Source organism: Mycobacterium sp. MFM001, assembly GCF_003402475.1.
Classification (GTDB): Bacteria; Actinomycetota; Actinomycetes; order Mycobacteriales; family Mycobacteriaceae; genus Mycobacterium.
On the sequence record NZ_BFAB01000007.1, the window covers coordinates 93,964 to 110,099 of the forward strand.

Here is a 16,136-nt window from a genome sequence, read left to right on the forward strand (position 1 = left end):
CCTTTCGGAGATTGTGGCCGCCGTCACTAAAACTCATCCTGAGGACGGGCTTGACGGCTGTCAAGTTTCGTTTTCTTCTTGTGTGGTGCAAGGTCGAACGGTGAGCACCCAGCAGGACTCCCGGCGCAGCACCGATCCGGCTGCCCCGACAAGGCGTGGGGACCGGCAGCGCCAGGCGATCGTGCAGGCGGTGCGTGAGCTGTTGGAGGAGAAGCCGTTCGCCGAGCTGTCGGTCAGCACGATCAGCGATCGCGCCGGGGTGGCCCGGTCGGGTTTCTACTTCTACTTCGACTCGAAATACGCTGTGCTGGCCCAAATTCTGGCTGAGGCGACCCACGAGCTCGAAGAGTTGACCCACTACTTCGCCCCGCGCGGGCCCGACGAGTCGCCGGCCGCGTTCGCCAAGCGGATGGTCGGCAGCGCCGCCCTCGTCTACGCGCACAACGATCCCGTGATGTCGGCCTGCAACGTCGCCCGCAACACCGACGCCGAGATCCGCGAGATTCTCGATCAGCAGGTCGACGGCGTGATCGAGCAGATCATCGGCATCGTCGAGGACGAGCTGAAAGCCGGTACCGCGCATCCGATCAGCGACGACATCCCGGCGCTGGTGCGCACACTGTCGGTCACCACCGCGCAGATGCTCTCCGGTGACAGCGCCTATCTCGGACCCGACGGTGACGTGCAGCGCGGGATACGCGTGCTCGAGCAACTGTGGCGTAGTGCGTTGTGGAGCGGGTCGACGGACTCCTAGCGGCCGCCCCGGCGACGATGCGGGCCGGCACGGCCCGAGGAGGAACGGGGCAGTCGCATCCGTCGGCGGTATCGTCTCCGCCATGGCGACGACCTACGCGGGCAAGAAGTGTTTTCTCACCGGTGCGGCCAGCGGCATCGGCCGCGCGACCGCATTGCGGCTGGCCGCCCAGGGCGCCGAGCTGTACCTGACCGACCGCAACGCCGAGGGGCTGGCGGAAACCGTGGCCGACGCGCTCGCGCTGGGCGCGAAAGTCCCCGAGCACCGGGCGCTGGACATCGCCGACTACGAACAGGTTGCCTCGTTCGCCGCCGACATCCATGCCCGCCACTCGAGCATGGACATCGTGATGAACATCGCCGGGGTCTCGGCGTGGGGAACCGTCAACCAACTCAGCCACGAGCAGTGGAGCAAGATGGTCGCGATCAACCTGATGGGCCCGATCCACGTCATCGAGACGTTCATCCCGCCGATGGTCGCTGCCGGCCGGGGCGGGCATTTGGTCAACGTGTCCTCGGCGGCCGGTCTGGTCGCGCTGCCGTGGCATGCCGCCTACAGCGCAAGCAAATACGGGCTGCGCGGGGTGTCGGAGGTGCTTCGCTTCGATTTGGCCCGGCACCGCATCGGGGTGTCGGTAGTGGTGCCCGGCGCGGTGAACACCCCGTTGGTCAATACCGTCGAGATCGCCGGCGTCGACCGCGAGGACCCCAACGTGCAACGCTGGATCAACCGCTTCAGCGGCCACGCCGTCACGCCGGAGAAGGCGGCCGAGAAGATTCTGGCCGGCGTCGCCAAGAACCGCTACCTGATCTACACCTCGCCGGATATCCGTGCGCTGTATGCATTCAAGCGGGTGGCGTGGTGGCCCTACAGCGTGGCGATGCGTCAGGTCAACGTGTTGTTCACGAGGGCGCTGCGCCCAAAGGCGTTGTCACGCTAGCGGCATCTGCAGTTCCAGCCGCACCCCGAGCAGGCGAACTGGGCGGTCCAGCTCGAACAGATTCAAGACCTGCAGTGCGGCGGCGACGACGGCGTCGGCGTCGACCGTGGGCTGGTCCAGCTTGCGGATCTTGGTGCGGGTGTAGAACGTCGCGGTGCGCACCGTGACGGCGACCCGGGTGACAACTCGCGACTCGGCGACCACCTCGCTCAACGTTCGTCGCGCCAATTCGGTTACCGCCGCGGCCATTTCGTCTCGGTCGGTCAGGTCGCGGGGAAAGGTGACGACGTGGCTGCGCGAGCGCGGCACCCACGGCTCGGCACTGACCACGTCGTCGCCGCCGCCGTTGGCCAGCAGCAACAGCCACAGCCCGGTGCGGGGGCCGAATGCCGACGTGAGCAGCTCGGCATCGGACTGCGCCAGCTCTCGGACCGTGGTGATGTCAAGGGTGGCAAGCTTTTTCGCGGTCTTCGGCCCGACTCCCCACAGCGCGTCGACCGGCCGATCACCCATCACCGACATCCAGTTGGCGTCGGTGAGCTGATAGATGCCGGCGGGTTTGGCGAATCCGGTGGCCACCTTGGCGCGCTGTTTGTTGTCGCTGATCCCTACCGAGCAGGACAGTCCGGTTTCACTGGAGACGACGGCACGAATCTGTTCGGCAAGTGCCACCGGATCCTTGACGTCGGCGCCGACGAACGCCTCGTCCCAACCCCACACCTCCACGGGGTGGCCGAGATCGCGCAGCAGCCCCATCACCTGCTCGGAAGCGGTGTCGTAGGCGGCCGGGTCCGACGGCAGGAAGGTGGCGTCGGGGCAGTGGCGCGCGGCGGTGCGCAGCGGCATGCCGGCGTGCACCCCGAACTGGCGCGCCTCATACGAGGCGCAGGTGACGACCTTGCGCGGTTCGGTCGGGTCGCCGCTGCCGCCGACAATGACTGGCAGCCCGGCCAATTCGGGGTGGCGCCGTAGTTCGACCGACGCCAGGAACTGGTCGAGGTCGACGTGCAGGATCCAGGTCATACGCCGCAAAGCTTGCGCGCCAAGCTTTCCCACGCGTCGCCCAAGGTGTCCAGGGTGTGGCCCCCGTGGATGAGTTGATGCTCGACGTAGTCGGGGTCGAGCAGGGCGAGCAGGGCATCGGTCTGAATGTCGAGGTCCCCGCTGGTGCCGGCCGCCTCCAGCAACACCCGTACATGCGTGTGCTGCACCGCGGCGGGCGCGCTGTAGCGGGTCTGCGGATCGCGGCTAGCCGCTGAGAGCAATTCGTGGTGAGCATGCACGAAGCAGAGGCGCTCCCGGCCGAACGCCACCAGTCGATCCAGCGGGGGCGCGTCCGGGCCCAGCGGCGGCGGGCCGAACAGGAACGCCTGCTGGCTGGCCCGCTCGTCCTCGTCGAGCAGCACCATCATCAGCCCGGCGCGGCTGCCGAAGCGGCGGAAGACCGTGCCCTTGCCGACGCCGGCGGCGGCGGCGATGTCGTCCATCGTGACGGCGTCGGCGCCCCGCTCGGCGATCAGCTGCCGGGCCGCCTGGAGCAGCAGTTCGCGGTTGCGTGCCGCGTCGCCGCGTTCTTGCGGGGCGGAAACGGGCAGCTCACCCGACCGATCGGCGAGGCTCACCACTGCACTGTAACCCGGCCGGAATAAATCGGACTACGGTCCGGTTTGGCCGTGCAAGGATGTAGACCAACAACCGAAGGGAATCCCGAAGTGCCGGACATCAAGATCATGGCGTTGGTGGGCAGCCTCCGTGCTGCGTCGGTCAATCGACAGATCGCACAGTTGGCGGTGGACCTCGCCCCCGACGGCGTGACGGTGACCGTCTTCGACGGGCTCGGCGAGCTGCCGTTCTACAACGAGGACATCGACAACGAGTCCGACGTGCCGGCGGGTGTCACCGCGCTGCGCGCCGCGGCCGCCGACGCCGACGCCGCCCTGGTGGTCACCCCGGAATACAACGGCACCATTCCCGCGGTGATCAAGAACGCGATCGACTGGCTCTCGCGGCCCTTTGGCAACAGCGCGCTGAAGGGCAAGCCGCTGGCGGTCATCGGCGGGTCGCTGGGCCGCTATGGCGGGGTGTGGGCGCACGACGAGACCCGCAAGTCGTTCGGCATCGCCGGTCCGCGGGTGGTCGAGGCGATCAAGCTCTCGGTGCCGCTCACGTCGCTGGACGGCCGGCATCCCAGCGAGCATGCCGAGCTGACCGCCAGCGTGCGCGACGTGGTCGGCAAGCTGGCCGCCGAAGTGAGCTGAACTTTCGTTTGCTGTGCGACGCCCGGAAGGCAGCTTCCGGGCGTCGTTTGTCGGTGGCCGGTGGTAGATCTGTGCGCGTGCTCCGGGCACGGCTGAAGAGGCCGAATTGTGATCTACGACACGCCGATGGGGAGGTGGCGGGCAGGCTTACGACCAGGGAATTTCATGAATGTTGTTCAGAAGATGTTGTATCCCTTCTTATTGTCACCCACTAGGTGTAGTGTTTCAGCACACCGACAGGCCCCGGGTTCACCCGGTCAGCCGGACCGCCAGGGCAAGGATTGATCAGCCCGCCTAGGCGGTCGGCGAACAGGGGAATTCCGGGGCGTGACGGTCTGCTGAACCAAGAGCGCAGATGCAGTACCAAGTAGTTGCCAGTCCCGTGTCACCTTCCCAGCAGAGGAGCCGTACCGCCGATGAGCATCACCGTGTACACCAAGCCGGCATGCGTGCAGTGCAACGCCACCTACAAGGCGCTGGACAAAGAGGGCATCGCGTACGAGAAGGTCGACATCTCGATTGACAGCGAGGCACGCGACTACGTGATGGCGCTGGGCTATCTGCAGGCTCCCGTCGTGGTGGCCGGCAACGAGCACTGGTCGGGCTTTCGGCCGGACCGGATCAAGGCGCTTGCCAGTGCTGCGCTGACCGCCTAGGAGATTGCCGTGCCGTCGTGCAGCTTGGTCTATTTCTCCAGCGTGTCGGAAAACACCCACCGCTTCGTGCAGAAGCTGGGCATTCCCGCCACGCGGATACCGCTGCACGGCCGCATCGAGGTGGACAGGCCGTACGTCCTGGTGTTGCCGACCTACGGCGGTGGCCGGGCCACCCCGGACATCAACGACGGCGGCTACGTCCCCAAGCAGGTGATCGCCTTTTTGAACAACGAGCACAACCGCTCGTTGATCCGCGGGGTCATCGCTGCGGGCAACAACAACTTCGGTGCCGAATTCGCCTATGCGGGCAATGTGGTGTCCCGCAAGTGTGGCGTTCCGTACCTGTACCGGTTCGAACTGATGGGAACCCCGGACGACGTCGAGGCCGTCCGCGCGGGTCTGGCTGACTTTTGGAAGGACGACACGTGCCACCAACCGCCGCAACTGCAGAGCGTGTAGCGCCCGCCGGGCACGCGTTGCCGGGCGAGACGGATTACCACGCCCTCAACGCGATGCTGAATCTGTACGACGCCGACGGCAAGATCCAGTTCGACAAGGACGTGCTGGCGGCGCGCGAATACTTCCTGCAGCACGTCAACCAGAACACGGTCTTTTTCCACAACCAGGACGAGAAGCTCGACTACCTGATCCGTGAGAACTATTACGAGCGTGAGGTTCTCGACCAGTATTCGCGCAACTTCGTCAAGAACCTGCTGGATCGGGCGTATGCCAAGAAGTTTCGGTTCCCGACGTTCCTCGGCGCATTCAAGTACTACACCTCATACACGCTGAAGACCTTCGACGGTAAGCGCTACCTGGAGCGCTTCGAGGACCGCGTCGTGATGGTGGCGCTGACGTTGGCGGCCGGGGACACCGGGTTGGCCGAGAAGCTGGTCGACGAGATCATCGACGGCCGGTTCCAGCCGGCCACTCCGACGTTCCTCAACTCGGGCAAAAAGCAACGGGGAGAGCCGGTTTCGTGCTTCCTCCTTCGCGTCGAGGACAACATGGAGTCGATCGGGCGCTCCATCAACTCCGCGCTGCAACTGTCTAAGCGCGGCGGGGGAGTTGCGTTGCTGCTGAGCAACATTCGTGAACACGGCGCGCCGATCAAGAACATCGAGAACCAGAGCTCGGGCGTCATCCCGATCATGAAGCTGCTCGAGGACTCGTTCTCCTACGCCAACCAGCTCGGTGCACGCCAAGGCGCCGGCGCGGTGTATCTGCATGCGCATCACCCCGACATCTATCGCTTCCTGGACACCAAGCGGGAGAACGCCGACGAGAAGATCCGGATCAAGACGCTGAGCCTAGGCGTGGTGATCCCCGACATCACCTTCGAGCTGGCCAAGAAGAACGAGGACATGTACCTGTTCTCGCCGTACGACGTCGAACGCATCTACGGCGTGCCGTTCGCCGACATCTCCGTCACCGAGAAGTACTACGAGATGGTCGACGATGCGCGGATCCGCAAGACGAAGATCAAGGCCCGCGAGTTTTTCCAGACGCTGGCCGAGCTGCAGTTCGAGTCCGGTTACCCCTACATCATGTTCGAGGACACGGTGAACCGGGCCAACCCCATCGAGGGCAAGATCACGCATTCGAATCTGTGCTCGGAGATCCTGCAGGTGTCCACGCCGTCGTTGTTCAACGAGGATCTCTCGTATGCAAAAGTGGGCAAAGACATTTCGTGCAACCTCGGGTCGTTGAACATCGCCAAGACCATGGACTCGCCGGACTTCGCGCAGACCATCGAGGTGGCGATCCGGGCGCTGACCGCGGTCTCAGACCAAACCCACATCTACTCGGTGCCCTCGATCGAGCAGGGTAACAACGACTCGCATGCGATCGGCCTGGGCCAGATGAATCTGCATGGCTATCTGGCCCGCGAGCGGATCTTCTACGGCTCCGAAGAGGGCGTCGACTTCACCAACATCTACTTCTACACGGTGCTCTACCACGCGCTGCGGGCATCGAATCGCATTGCGATTGAACGGGGTACGCACTTCAAGGGCTTCGAGCGGTCCAAGTACGCGTCGGGGGAGTTCTTCGACAAGTACACCGAGCAGGTCTGGGAACCCAAGACCCCCAAGGTGCGTCAGCTCTTCGCCGACGCCGGCATCCGCATCCCGACGCAAGACGATTGGAAGCGGCTGAAGGAATCGGTGCAGGCGCACGGCATCTACAACCAGAACCTGCAGGCGGTGCCGCCCACCGGGTCGATCTCCTACATCAACCACTCGACCAGCTCGATCCACCCGATCGTGTCGAAGGTCGAGATCCGCAAGGAGGGCAAGATCGGGCGGGTCTACTACCCGGCGCCCTACATGACCAACGAGAACCTGGAGTACTACCAGGACGCCTACGAGATCGGCTACGAGAAGATCATCGACACCTACGCCGCAGCCACCCAGCACGTGGACCAGGGGCTGAGCCTGACGTTGTTCTTCAAGGACACCGCGACCACCCGCGATGTGAACAAGGCGCAGATCTACGCCTGGCGCAAGGGAATCAAGACGCTCTACTACATCCGGCTGCGGCAGATGGCGCTGGAAGGCACCGAGGTGGAAGGCTGCGTGTCCTGCATGCTGTAGCTCCCGTCCCGAGTGGCCACTTAAGGCACGCGATTTGGCGTTTCGCGTGACACAACTGGCCACTCGAGGGCACCGACTGGCCAGTCTCCGCAGGTCAGCGACCGCAAGACGGTAAAGTGCTTGACGTGGTGAGAATCCCTCGACCCCACCCGGGCCCCAGGCCCGGGGGCAAGGTCGACGCTCGCAGCGAACGCTGGCGCGAACACCGCAAGAAGGTCCGCGGCGAGATCGTCGCGGCGGCCTTCCGCGCCATCGACCGGCTAGGGCCCGAGTTGAGCGTACGGGAGATCGCCGAAGAAGCCGGCACCGCCAAACCCAAGATCTACCGGCATTTCCACGACAAATCCGATCTGTTCCAGGCGATCGGCGAACGCCTGCGCGACATGTTGTGGGCGGCGGTCTTCCCGTCGGTCGACTTCGCCACCAATTCGGCTCGCGACATCATCCGGCGCAGCGTCGAGGAGTACGTCAACCTCGTCGAGCAACATCCCAACGTCCTCCGGTTCTTCATCCAGGGCCGCTTCCCGGAGCGCTCCGAGTCGACGATGCGGGCCCTCAACGAAGGCCGCGAGATCACCCTGGCGATGGCCGAGATGTTCAACAACGAGCTGCGGGAGATGGAGCTCGACCGTGCCGCGATCGAACTTGCGGCGTTCGCCGCGTTCGGTTCGGCGCAGTCGGCTACCGACTGGTGGCTCGGGCCTGAACCCGACAGCCCCCGGCGGATGCCGCACGACAAGTTTGTCGAGCACCTGACGACCATCATGATGGGCGTCATTGGCGGCACCGCGGAGCTGCTCGGCATCGAGATGGACCCGGACTTGCCGATCCACAGCGCGGCGCCGCGCGAAGCCAGCTAACCGCGACGCACGAACAGGGCGAGCACCGCACCCACAGCCGCTGCCACCGCGGCTACGACCATCGAGGCATGCAGCCCGACCATGAACGCGCCGTGGCTGCCCTGCGCCACCGCATGCGCCAGCGGCGCGGGCATGCCGGGAACTGTCGGCGTAACGCCCTGGGCCACAAGCTCTTTCGCGGCGGTCAACTTGGCGGCGATTGGTGCCGGAGTGCCGGCGGCGGTGAGCTGATCGACCAGCACCGACCCGACCCGGCTCGACACCACCGAGCCCAGAATCGTGGTGCCCAACACTCCGCCCAGCTGCACGGCGGTGCTCTGCAGGCCGCCGGCCAGTCCGGCGTCGTCGACGCTGGCGTTTCCGACGATCGCGTCGGAACTGGCGGTCAGCACCAGGCCGATGCCCGCGCCCAGCAAGACGAACGCCGGCCACAGCGCGTCGTACCCCGAGTCGGCGCGCAGGAACGCCAGCGAGAACAGGCCGCCCGCGACGGCGGCGAGCCCGACGACCATGGCCGGGCGCGGCCCGAACTTCTCGGTCAACCAGCCACTGAGCGGCGCGGTGACCATCAGCGTCAGGCTCAGCGGTAGCGTGCGCACACCGGTCTCGACGGGGGAGTAGCCCTGCACGTTCTGCAGGTACAGCGACAAGAAGAACACCGCGCCGAACAGCGCGAAGAAGTCGATGACGACCACTGCGGTGCCGATCGACAGCGACCGGTTGGCGAACAGCCGCATCGGCAGCAGCGGCTCGGCCGCGCGCAATTCGATCAGCACGAACACCGCCAGCGTCGCCACGCCCGCCAGCAGCACGCCGAGCGTCCGGCCGGCCAGCCAGCCCCAGTTCTGCGCCTTGATCAACCCGAACACGATCAGGAACAGCCCACCGGACAGCGTGGCGATGCCCGGGATGTCGAGGTGGTGTTCGCCGGCGCTGCGGGTCTCGACGATCGCGCGCGCGCCGATCAACAGCGCGGCGGCCGCGATCGGCGCATTGATGTAGAAGACCGACTCCCAGCTGACGTGTTCGACCAGCAACCCGCCGACGATCGGTCCGGCCGCGATCGACACACCCGATGCGGCGCCCCAGATCCCGACGGCGGTGTTGAGCTTCTCCGGCGGGAACGCGGCCCGGACGATGGCCAACGTGCTCGGCATCAGCAGCGCGCCGAACACCCCCTGCAGCGTGCGCAGCGCGATGACGCCGCCGACCGTGCCGATCAGCCCGATGCCCACCGACGTCGCGGCAAAACCGACCACGCCGATGAAGAACATCTGACGGCGGCCGAACCGGTCGCCGAGTTTTCCGCCGAAGATCAGCAGCGAGGCCAGGGCCAGCATGTACGCGTCGGTGATCCACTGCAGATCAGACAGCGACGCATGCAGGTCGGTGGCGATGCGCGGGTTGGCGATGGCCACCACGGACGCGTCGAGGCCGACCATGACGACGCCGATCGAGACGGCGATCAATGTCCACCAGGGGTTGCCCCGCATCCCGTCCTGGCTGGGCGCCCGGTGCCGGCCGGCGTGCGTCAGCTCCGGGGCAGTCAGTGTGACGGCCATGTGTGTGCTCCGTTCGTATGTGGAGGGTAGTTACCGCTTACGTTTGTCGAAGATACGCATAAGTGGATGCCTTCCTCCAGTTCGGCGGGTAGGGTCGACCTGTGATTTCAGGCGCAGCGCCGCGCGAAAAGGGAGCCAGGCCACTTCGTGCCGACGCCAAACTCAACCGGAACCGGATCCTGGCCGCCGCCGCCGAGCTGTTCGCCGAGCGCGGGCTATCGGTGCCACTGGAGGAGATCGCCGGCCGGGCCGGGGTGGGGGTGGCGACGCTGTATCGGCGCTTCCCGACCCGCGCGGACCTGGCGGCCGCCGCGTTCGAGCGCAACATCTCCCGCTACACCGAGGCAGTGGATCGCGCGCTGGCCAATCCGAGCGCCTGGGACGGGTTCCGGACGCTGGTGTTCGAGCTGGGCGAGCTGCAAGCCGGTGACGCCGGCCTGCGTGACCTGTTGACCACCGCCTTTCCGGCCACCAGCGCTGTCGAGCAGCGCACCAACGAGACCCTGGAGAAGCTCCGCGAGCTCATCCGGCGGGCGCAGGACGAAGGAAGTCTGCGGCCCGACGCGGTGGCCGGCGACGTCGTCGTCATGCTGATGGCCAACGCCGGGGTGCTGAAGACGACGGGCACGGCCGCGCCGGACGCGTGGCGGCGGTTCGCGGCGCTGATGGTCGACGCGTTCGGCGCCCGGCCCGAGGCGCCGCTGCCGGCCCCTCCGCCCGAACAAGAGCTGCGACGGTCGGTCGCGTTGCTGACCGAGGGCCGCTGAAGTACCCGGTACCGGCGTTCCCAGGTAGGATCGCCGCGTGACCATTACTGAGTCGGCGCCGCAGGACGCGGCACACAAATCGCCGGTACACACCCGCGCGGTGATCATCGGCACCGGGTTCTCCGGTCTGGGCATGGCGATCGCCCTGCAGCGCCAGGGCGTGGACTTCGTGATCCTGGAGAAGGCCGACGACGTCGGCGGCACCTGGCGCGACAACAGCTACCCCGGCTGTGCATGCGACATCCCGTCGCATCTGTACTCGTTTTCCTTCGAGCCCAAGCCGGACTGGAAGCACTTGTTCTCCTACCAGCCCGAGATTTGGGACTACCTGAAAGGCGTCACCGACAAATACGGGTTGCGCCGCTACATCGAGTTCAATTCGCTTGTCGAGCGCGGACATTGGGACGACGAGGAACACCGCTGGCATGTGTTCACCGCCGACGGGCGCGAGTACGTCGCGCAGTTCTTGATTTCCGGTGCCGGCGCGCTGCACATCCCGTCGGTCCCCGATTTCGAGGGCCGCGACGAATTCCGCGGCCCCACTTTCCATTCCGCCGAATGGGACCACAACGTCGACCTGGCCGGCAAGCGGGTGGCGATCATTGGCACGGGCGCCAGCGCCATCCAGATCGTGCCCGAGATCGTCGACCAGGTCGCCGAATTACAGCTCTACCAACGCACTCCGCCGTGGGTGATCCCCCGCACCAACGAGGAGCTGCCGGCCGGGCTGCGTCGCGCCCTGGCGAACATCCCCGGTTTGCGACTCGGACTGCGCACCGCCCTGTATTGGGGGCACGAGGTGGTGGCTTACGGAATGACCAAGCGGCCCAGTCTTCTCAAGGTCGGCGAGGTGCTGGGCAAGTGGAACATCCGCCGCTCGGTGAAGGACCGCGAGCTGCGCCGCAAGCTGACCCCGAACTACCGGATCGGCTGCAAGCGAATCCTGAACTCCTCCAACTACTATCGCGCCGTCGCCGACCCGAAGACCGAACTGGTCACCGACCACATCGCCCGGATCACGCCCGACGGCATCGTCACCGCGGACGGCAAAGAACGGCCCGCCGACGTGATCGTGTTCGCCACCGGCTTTCACGTCACCGACTCCTACACCTACGTCCAGATCAAGGGGATGCACGGCGAGGACCTGGTCGACCGCTGGAACCGCGAAGGCCTTGGCGCACACCGCGGAATCACCGTCGCCGACGTGCCCAACCTGTTCTTCCTGTTGGGCCCCAACACCGGGCTGGGACACAACTCGGTGGTGTTCATGATCGAATCGCAGATCCGCTATGTCGCGGACGCGATCGCGGCGTGCGACCGGCTCGGCGCGCAGGCGCTGGCTCCGACCCGCGCCGCGCAGGACCAGTTCAACGAGGAGCTGCAGCGCAAGCTCGGCCGCTCGGTGTGGAACTCCGGCGGGTGCAGCAGCTGGTACCTCGACGAGCACGGCAACAACCGGGTGCTGTGGGGCGGCTACACGTGGCAGTACTGGATGGGCACCCGCTCGCTGCGGCCCGCGGAGTACCAGTTCTTCGGGATCGGCAGCGCCGTCTAAGACACGCCCAGACACTAGGTGTTGTGTTGCGGTGCGTTGTCGGACCCCAGGGGTAGTGTTTGAGGCCTGGAGCACAGCCGACCATTCGTCCTGGTGAAGTGGGGTTCTGGTGACCGAAAAACTCAAGCTGATCGACCGCGTTTCGGCGATCAACTGGAACCGTCTGCAAGACGAGAAGGACGCCGAGGTCTGGGACCGGCTCACCGGCAACTTCTGGCTGCCCGAAAAGGTGCCGGTGTCCAACGACATCCCGTCCTGGGGCACGCTGACCGATCACGAAAAGCAGCTGACCATGCGGGTATTCACCGGGCTGACGCTGCTCGACACCATCCAGGGCACGGTCGGCGCGGTCAGCCTGATTCCCGACGCGCTTACGCCGCACGAGGAAGCCGTCTACACCAACATCGCGTTCATGGAGTCGGTGCACGCACGCAGCTACAGCAACATCTTCTCCACACTGTGCTCGACGGCCGAGATCGACGACGCCTTCCGCTGGTCGGAAGAAAACCCCAACCTGCAGCGCAAGGCCGAGATCGTGATGCAGTACTACCGGGGCGACGAGCCGCTCAAGCGCAAGGTGGCCTCCACTCTTTTGGAGAGCTTCCTGTTCTACTCCGGGTTCTATCTGCCGATGTACTGGTCGAGCCGGGCCAAGCTGACCAACACCGCAGACATGATCCGGTTGATCATCCGCGACGAGGCGGTGCACGGCTACTACATCGGCTACAAGTTCCAGCGCGGACTGGCCCTGGAAGACGCTGCCAAGCAAGCCGAATTGAAGGACTACACCTACGAGTTGCTCTTCGAGCTCTACGACAACGAGGTGGAGTACACCCAGGATCTCTACGACGAGGTCGGGCTGACCGAGGATGTCAAAAAGTTCTTGCGGTACAACGCCAACAAGGCGCTGATGAACCTCGGCTACGAGGCGCTGTTCCCACGTGACGAGACCGACGTCAACCCGGCGATCCTGTCGGCACTGAGCCCCAACGCCGACGAGAACCACGACTTCTTCTCGGGGTCGGGGTCGTCGTACGTGATCGGCAAGGCCGTCGTCACCGAGGACGAGGACTGGGACTTCTAAAGCTCAGATCCCTATCCAGACCCACTGCTGTCGGCCCCCATCCCATACCGGGTGGACCGGCCACGGCGACGGCGGCGGCGTTTGCGGGGGCGGCGGCACATCCGGCGGGGCATACATCGGCGCATACGGCGGCGGGGGCGTGTACCACGATGGCGGCGGCGGTGGCGGTTTGCACTCGTTGGTTGCCAAGATGTGCGACATGTTGGGGTCGCATTGCGCTGAGCTGACTCCCGGCGTCGCGACCATCGCAACAACGACCGCGGCGCCGGCGGCCAGGACGAACCTCATCATCGCGGCCTCCCGAGCGCGATCCATCTCCCACCTTGGCGTACTACAGCGTATGCCTGTGAGCGGCTTATGAGTTCTGTGAGTTGTGCGGCGTCGAGTGGCGGCGACGACCGGCCGGCACAACACTGGAGTTCGTGGCCAACCCTTCGTTTCTGAATTCGGTACTGCGCTGGCTGCAGGCCGGCTATCCCGACGGCGTTCCCGGACCCGACCGGGTGCCGCTGCTGGCGCTGCTGCGCAGCACGCCGCTGACCGAAGAGCAGCTTGCCGAGGTGGTGCACAACATCACCGCCAGCAAGTCAGATGGGTTGGCGGACGGCGAGATTGACCACGACGAGATCGCCGAGTTCATCTCCGACATGACGCATTACGACGCCGGTCCGGAAAACATTCACCGGGTGGCGGCCACGCTGGCCGCGGCCGGGTGGCCGCTGGCCGGGGTCAGTGTCGAGGAGGCCGACGCCTCACAAAGTTGAGGCGTCGATGACGAAGCGGTAGCGCACGTCGCTGGCCAGCACCCGCTCGTAGGCCTCGTTGACGTAGTCGGCTTCGATGACCTCGATCTCGGGTGTGACGCCGTGTTCGGCGCAGAAGTTCAGCATCTCCTGGGTTTCCGGGATGCCGCCGATGTTGGATCCGGTCAGGCTGCGCCGCATCAACGCCAGCGCGAACGCCGGCACCGGCATCGGGTGCTCGGGAATGCCGAGTTCCACCAGAGTGCCGTCGACGTCGAGCAGCTTGAGGTATTCACCGAGATCCAGGTTCGCCGACACGGTGTTGAGGATCAGGTCGAAGCTGTTGCGCAGCTTCTTGAAGGTGTCCGGGTCGCTGGTCGCGTAGTAGTGGCTGGCGCCCAGCCGCAGGCCGTCTTCCATCTTCTTCAACGACTGCGATAGCACGGTGATCTCGGCGCCCATCGCCTTGCCCAGCTTGACGCCCATGTGGCCCAGGCCGCCCAGGCCGATCACCGCGACCCGCTTGCCGGGTCCGGCATTCCAGTGCCGCAGCGGCGAATACAGCGTGATGCCCGCGCACAGCAGCGGGGCGGCGGCGTCCAACGGCAGCGCGTCCGGGATGCGCAGCACGTAGTTCTCGTCGACGACGATCGCCTGGCTGTAGCCACCCTGGGTGGGCTGACCGTCGCGGCCGACGCCGTTGTAGGTGGTGATCATGCCGCTGCCCTTGCAGTACTGCTGAAGCCCGGCCAGGCAACTGCTGCACTCGCGGCAGGAGTCGACGAAACAGCCGACCCCGACGCGGTCGCCGACCTTGTACTTGGTCACTTCGGAGCCCACCGCCGATACCACGCCGGCGATCTCGTGGCCGGGAACCACCGGGTAGTTGGGCTGCCCCCATTCGGCCTTGACGGTGTGGATGTCGGAGTGGCAGATGCCGGCGAATTTGATGTCGATGGCCACGTCGTGGGGGCCGGGATCGCGGCGCTCGATCGTGGTCTTGGTCAGTGGTGCGGTCGCCGAGGTGGCGGCATACGCGGAAACAGTGCTCATTCGGAAAACCTCGTACCTGCGCGTGTCTGTAGTTATCGGATTTTTGGGGGTTGGCCGCCAGAATAACCTAGGTAACCTATGTATTTCCATCGGTTGAGGGCAAGGTCACAACCCGGCGTTCAGTTGATCGGGGCGTTGATCCAGTGCAGGTCGTCGACGATGCCGCGGGCGGCGATCAGGCCCTGCCCGGTCTGCCATATCTCATTGTTGACGATGAACACCCGGTTGTCGCGGTAGGCCGACAGCTTGCGCCAGGGGTCGCTGTCCAAAACGGTGGGCGAGCGATCCTTGGCGGCCGGCGAAGCGAACGACACGTACACGATGTCGGCGTCGGCCGCGGAAAGATCGGCGCCGCGGGACAGGTCGGCGTCGCTGGTGCCGATCTCGATGTAGGGCTTGTCGGTGAAGCGCTGCGTCGGCGGGCGGTCGACGCCGACGGCGGCCAGCACGGTGGCGGGGAAGTTGTCGGACCCGCACACCCGCACGGTGTTCTCGGTGAACTGCACGACCGACGCCTGGTAGTGGGCGGCGTCGTGCGCCGCGCCCGTTTCGCGGGCCTTGGCGGTGAAGTCGTCGATCAGCGCGTCGGCCGCGCCGGCACGCCCGGTGGCCGTCGCGACCCCGCGCAGGTTGTCCTCCCATGCGGCCCCCGGCGCCCCGGTGAACACGGTCGGGGCGATCTCCGCCAGCCGCGGGTACAACTGCGGCGTCAACCGCGCCGAGCCCACGATCAGGTCCGGCTTGGCGGCCGCGACGGCGGCCACGTCCGGGGTGCTGCGGCTGCCCACCCCGGGCAGCCGGTTGACGAGCGTGCCCAGATACGAGGGCTGGCTCGACGAGCCGTCGGGCAGCGCCGCGGCCACGATCCGGGACTGCAATCCCAGCGCGCACAGGGCGTCGAGCGCATCGCCGGTCAGCGCCACGATGCGCTGCGGGTCGGCGTGCACGTCGACGACGTCGGGTTGCACGCCCGCCGCGTTGTGGGCCGGGCGCATCGCGGGTCCCGGAGCCGGCGCAGCCGGTTGCGGCGCGCACGACTCGTCGGGCCGGCGCTGGTTGCCCAAAACCCCCGCACCGGCGATCTGGGTGGTGCTGGTGATCACCGAGCGCGACGCAGGCCACGACGGCTTGCCGCCGGGAGCGCCGGATGTGCAGGCCACGGCCATAAAAGCGATGGCCGTCGCCGTCAGCGCAATGGCGGGTCGCAGACGGCTCGACAACACGCGTCCGACCGTAACACCGTGTCCGCGCGCACTTCGGAGCTCATTACGACGGTTTGTAGGACCCGGGCCTGCACGGCCCCCCTCAAA

Annotated in this window: 17 protein-coding genes; 11 read left to right on the top strand and 6 right to left on the bottom strand. The window is 66.0% G+C overall.

What is annotated here, in order from left to right; genetic code table 11:
* Window positions 1-100: 100 nt before the first annotated feature.
* Together MFM001_RS13870 and MFM001_RS13875 are read left to right on the top strand one after the other, a co-directional pair.
* Window positions 101-754, top strand: coding sequence for a TetR/AcrR family transcriptional regulator (locus MFM001_RS13870; RefSeq protein WP_116375862.1), 654 nt, complete (start codon window positions 101-103; stop codon window positions 752-754).
* 82 nt (window positions 755-836) lie between these two features.
* Window positions 837-1,694, top strand: a complete 858-nt coding sequence (locus MFM001_RS13875; protein WP_116375863.1) for an SDR family oxidoreductase — start codon at window positions 837-839, stop codon at window positions 1,692-1,694.
* Here the strand turns inward: MFM001_RS13875 and MFM001_RS13880 are convergent.
* Entirely contained in the window at window positions 1,686-2,717 is a 1,032-nt protein-coding gene (locus MFM001_RS13880; protein WP_116375864.1) for a DNA polymerase IV, read from the bottom strand. The genes MFM001_RS13875 and MFM001_RS13880 overlap by 9 nt on opposite strands.
* Window positions 2,714-3,316: a TetR/AcrR family transcriptional regulator gene (locus tag MFM001_RS13885; RefSeq protein WP_116376084.1), complete on the bottom strand. Its 603-nt coding sequence runs from the start codon at window positions 3,314-3,316 to the stop codon at window positions 2,714-2,716. Before MFM001_RS13885 ends, MFM001_RS13880 begins: the two co-directional genes overlap by 4 nt.
* Before the next feature lie 108 nt (window positions 3,317-3,424).
* On the opposite strand from MFM001_RS13885, the gene MFM001_RS13890 reads away from it, so the two are divergent.
* The 5 genes from MFM001_RS13890 (at window position 3,425) to MFM001_RS13910 (ending at window position 8,062) form a co-directional block, all read left to right on the top strand.
* Window positions 3,425-3,952, top strand: coding sequence for an NAD(P)H-dependent oxidoreductase (locus MFM001_RS13890; RefSeq protein ID WP_116376083.1), 528 nt, complete (start codon window positions 3,425-3,427; stop codon window positions 3,950-3,952).
* Window positions 3,953-4,368: 416 nt separating this feature from the next.
* Entirely contained in the window at window positions 4,369-4,608 is a 240-nt protein-coding gene (locus MFM001_RS13895) for a redoxin NrdH (RefSeq protein ID WP_116375865.1), read from the top strand.
* A gap of 9 nt (window positions 4,609-4,617) precedes the next feature.
* Window positions 4,618-5,067, top strand: a complete 450-nt coding sequence (gene nrdI, locus MFM001_RS13900; RefSeq protein WP_116375866.1) for a class Ib ribonucleoside-diphosphate reductase assembly flavoprotein NrdI — start codon at window positions 4,618-4,620, stop codon at window positions 5,065-5,067.
* Entirely contained in the window at window positions 5,034-7,202 is a 2,169-nt protein-coding gene (nrdE, locus tag MFM001_RS13905) for a class 1b ribonucleoside-diphosphate reductase subunit alpha (RefSeq protein WP_371685538.1), read from the top strand. Before nrdI ends, nrdE begins: the two co-directional genes overlap by 34 nt.
* Window positions 7,203-7,327: 125 nt before the next feature.
* Window positions 7,328-8,062 carry a TetR/AcrR family transcriptional regulator gene (locus MFM001_RS13910; RefSeq protein WP_116375868.1) on the top strand — a complete coding sequence of 245 codons (735 nt, stop codon included), beginning with the start codon at window positions 7,328-7,330 and terminating at the stop codon, window positions 8,060-8,062.
* Here the strand turns inward: MFM001_RS13910 and MFM001_RS13915 are convergent.
* A complete protein-coding gene (locus MFM001_RS13915) occupies window positions 8,059-9,624 on the bottom strand; it encodes an MFS transporter (RefSeq protein ID WP_116375869.1) in 1,566 nt (521 codons plus the stop codon). The two genes, MFM001_RS13910 and MFM001_RS13915, sit on opposite strands and share 4 nt — an antisense overlap.
* 101 nt (window positions 9,625-9,725) lie before the next feature.
* Between MFM001_RS13915 and MFM001_RS13920 the strand changes: the two genes are divergently transcribed.
* The 3 genes from MFM001_RS13920 to nrdF all read left to right on the top strand — a co-directional run bounded on the left by MFM001_RS13920 (window position 9,726) and on the right by nrdF (window position 13,030).
* Window positions 9,726-10,391 carry a TetR/AcrR family transcriptional regulator gene (locus MFM001_RS13920; RefSeq protein WP_238159170.1) on the top strand — a complete coding sequence of 222 codons (666 nt, stop codon included), beginning with the start codon at window positions 9,726-9,728 and terminating at the stop codon, window positions 10,389-10,391.
* Between the two features lie 37 nt (window positions 10,392-10,428).
* Window positions 10,429-11,946, top strand: coding sequence for an NAD(P)/FAD-dependent oxidoreductase (locus MFM001_RS13925; protein WP_116375870.1), 1,518 nt, complete (start codon window positions 10,429-10,431; stop codon window positions 11,944-11,946).
* Between the two features lie 109 nt (window positions 11,947-12,055).
* Window positions 12,056-13,030, top strand: coding sequence for a class 1b ribonucleoside-diphosphate reductase subunit beta (nrdF, locus tag MFM001_RS13930; protein WP_099539517.1), 975 nt, complete (start codon window positions 12,056-12,058; stop codon window positions 13,028-13,030).
* A gap of 3 nt (window positions 13,031-13,033) precedes the next feature.
* On the opposite strand, the gene MFM001_RS13935 is transcribed toward nrdF, so the two are convergent.
* Window positions 13,034-13,345 carry a hypothetical protein gene (locus tag MFM001_RS13935; protein WP_238159171.1) on the bottom strand — a complete coding sequence of 104 codons (312 nt, stop codon included), beginning with the start codon at window positions 13,343-13,345 and terminating at the stop codon, window positions 13,034-13,036.
* A 107-nt stretch (window positions 13,346-13,452) separates the two neighbouring features.
* Between MFM001_RS13935 and MFM001_RS13940 the strand changes: the two genes are divergently transcribed.
* Window positions 13,453-13,794 carry a DUF3349 domain-containing protein gene (locus MFM001_RS13940; RefSeq protein WP_116376087.1) on the top strand — a complete coding sequence of 114 codons (342 nt, stop codon included), beginning with the start codon at window positions 13,453-13,455 and terminating at the stop codon, window positions 13,792-13,794.
* Here the strand turns inward: MFM001_RS13940 and MFM001_RS13945 are convergent.
* Together MFM001_RS13945 and MFM001_RS13950 are read right to left on the bottom strand one after the other, a co-directional pair.
* The gene (locus tag MFM001_RS13945; protein WP_116375871.1) at window positions 13,783-14,826 is read right to left on the bottom strand and encodes an NAD(P)-dependent alcohol dehydrogenase; all 1,044 of its coding nucleotides are present in this window, start codon (window positions 14,824-14,826) and stop codon (window positions 13,783-13,785) included. The two genes, MFM001_RS13940 and MFM001_RS13945, sit on opposite strands and share 12 nt — an antisense overlap.
* 119 nt (window positions 14,827-14,945) lie before the next feature.
* On the bottom strand, window positions 14,946-15,992 hold the full coding sequence (locus MFM001_RS13950) for an iron-siderophore ABC transporter substrate-binding protein (RefSeq protein WP_116375872.1): 1,047 nt from the start codon (window positions 15,990-15,992) through the stop codon (window positions 14,946-14,948).
* Between the last annotated feature and the right edge of the window lie 144 nt (window positions 15,993-16,136).

Bases quoted from the DNA above. Each gene is read 5' to 3' on its own strand.
- MFM001_RS13895 (WP_116375865.1), top strand. From the start codon at position 4,369: ATGAGCATCACCGTGTACACCAAGCCGGCATGCGTGCAGTGCAACGCC.
- MFM001_RS13875 (WP_116375863.1), top strand. From the start codon at position 837: ATGGCGACGACCTACGCGGGCAAGAAGTGTTTTCTCACCGGTGCGGCC.
- MFM001_RS13915 (WP_116375869.1), bottom strand. From the start codon at position 9,624: ATGGCCGTCACACTGACTGCCCCGGAGCTGACGCACGCCGGCCGGCAC.
- MFM001_RS13935 (WP_238159171.1), bottom strand. From the start codon at position 13,345: ATGGATCGCGCTCGGGAGGCCGCGATGATGAGGTTCGTCCTGGCCGCC.
- MFM001_RS13950 (WP_116375872.1), bottom strand. From the start codon at position 15,992: ATGGCCGTGGCCTGCACATCCGGCGCTCCCGGCGGCAAGCCGTCGTGG.
- MFM001_RS13880 (WP_116375864.1), bottom strand. From the start codon at position 2,717: ATGACCTGGATCCTGCACGTCGACCTCGACCAGTTCCTGGCGTCGGTC.
- MFM001_RS13945 (WP_116375871.1), bottom strand. From the start codon at position 14,826: ATGAGCACTGTTTCCGCGTATGCCGCCACCTCGGCGACCGCACCACTG.
- MFM001_RS13890 (WP_116376083.1), top strand. From the start codon at position 3,425: ATGGCGTTGGTGGGCAGCCTCCGTGCTGCGTCGGTCAATCGACAGATC.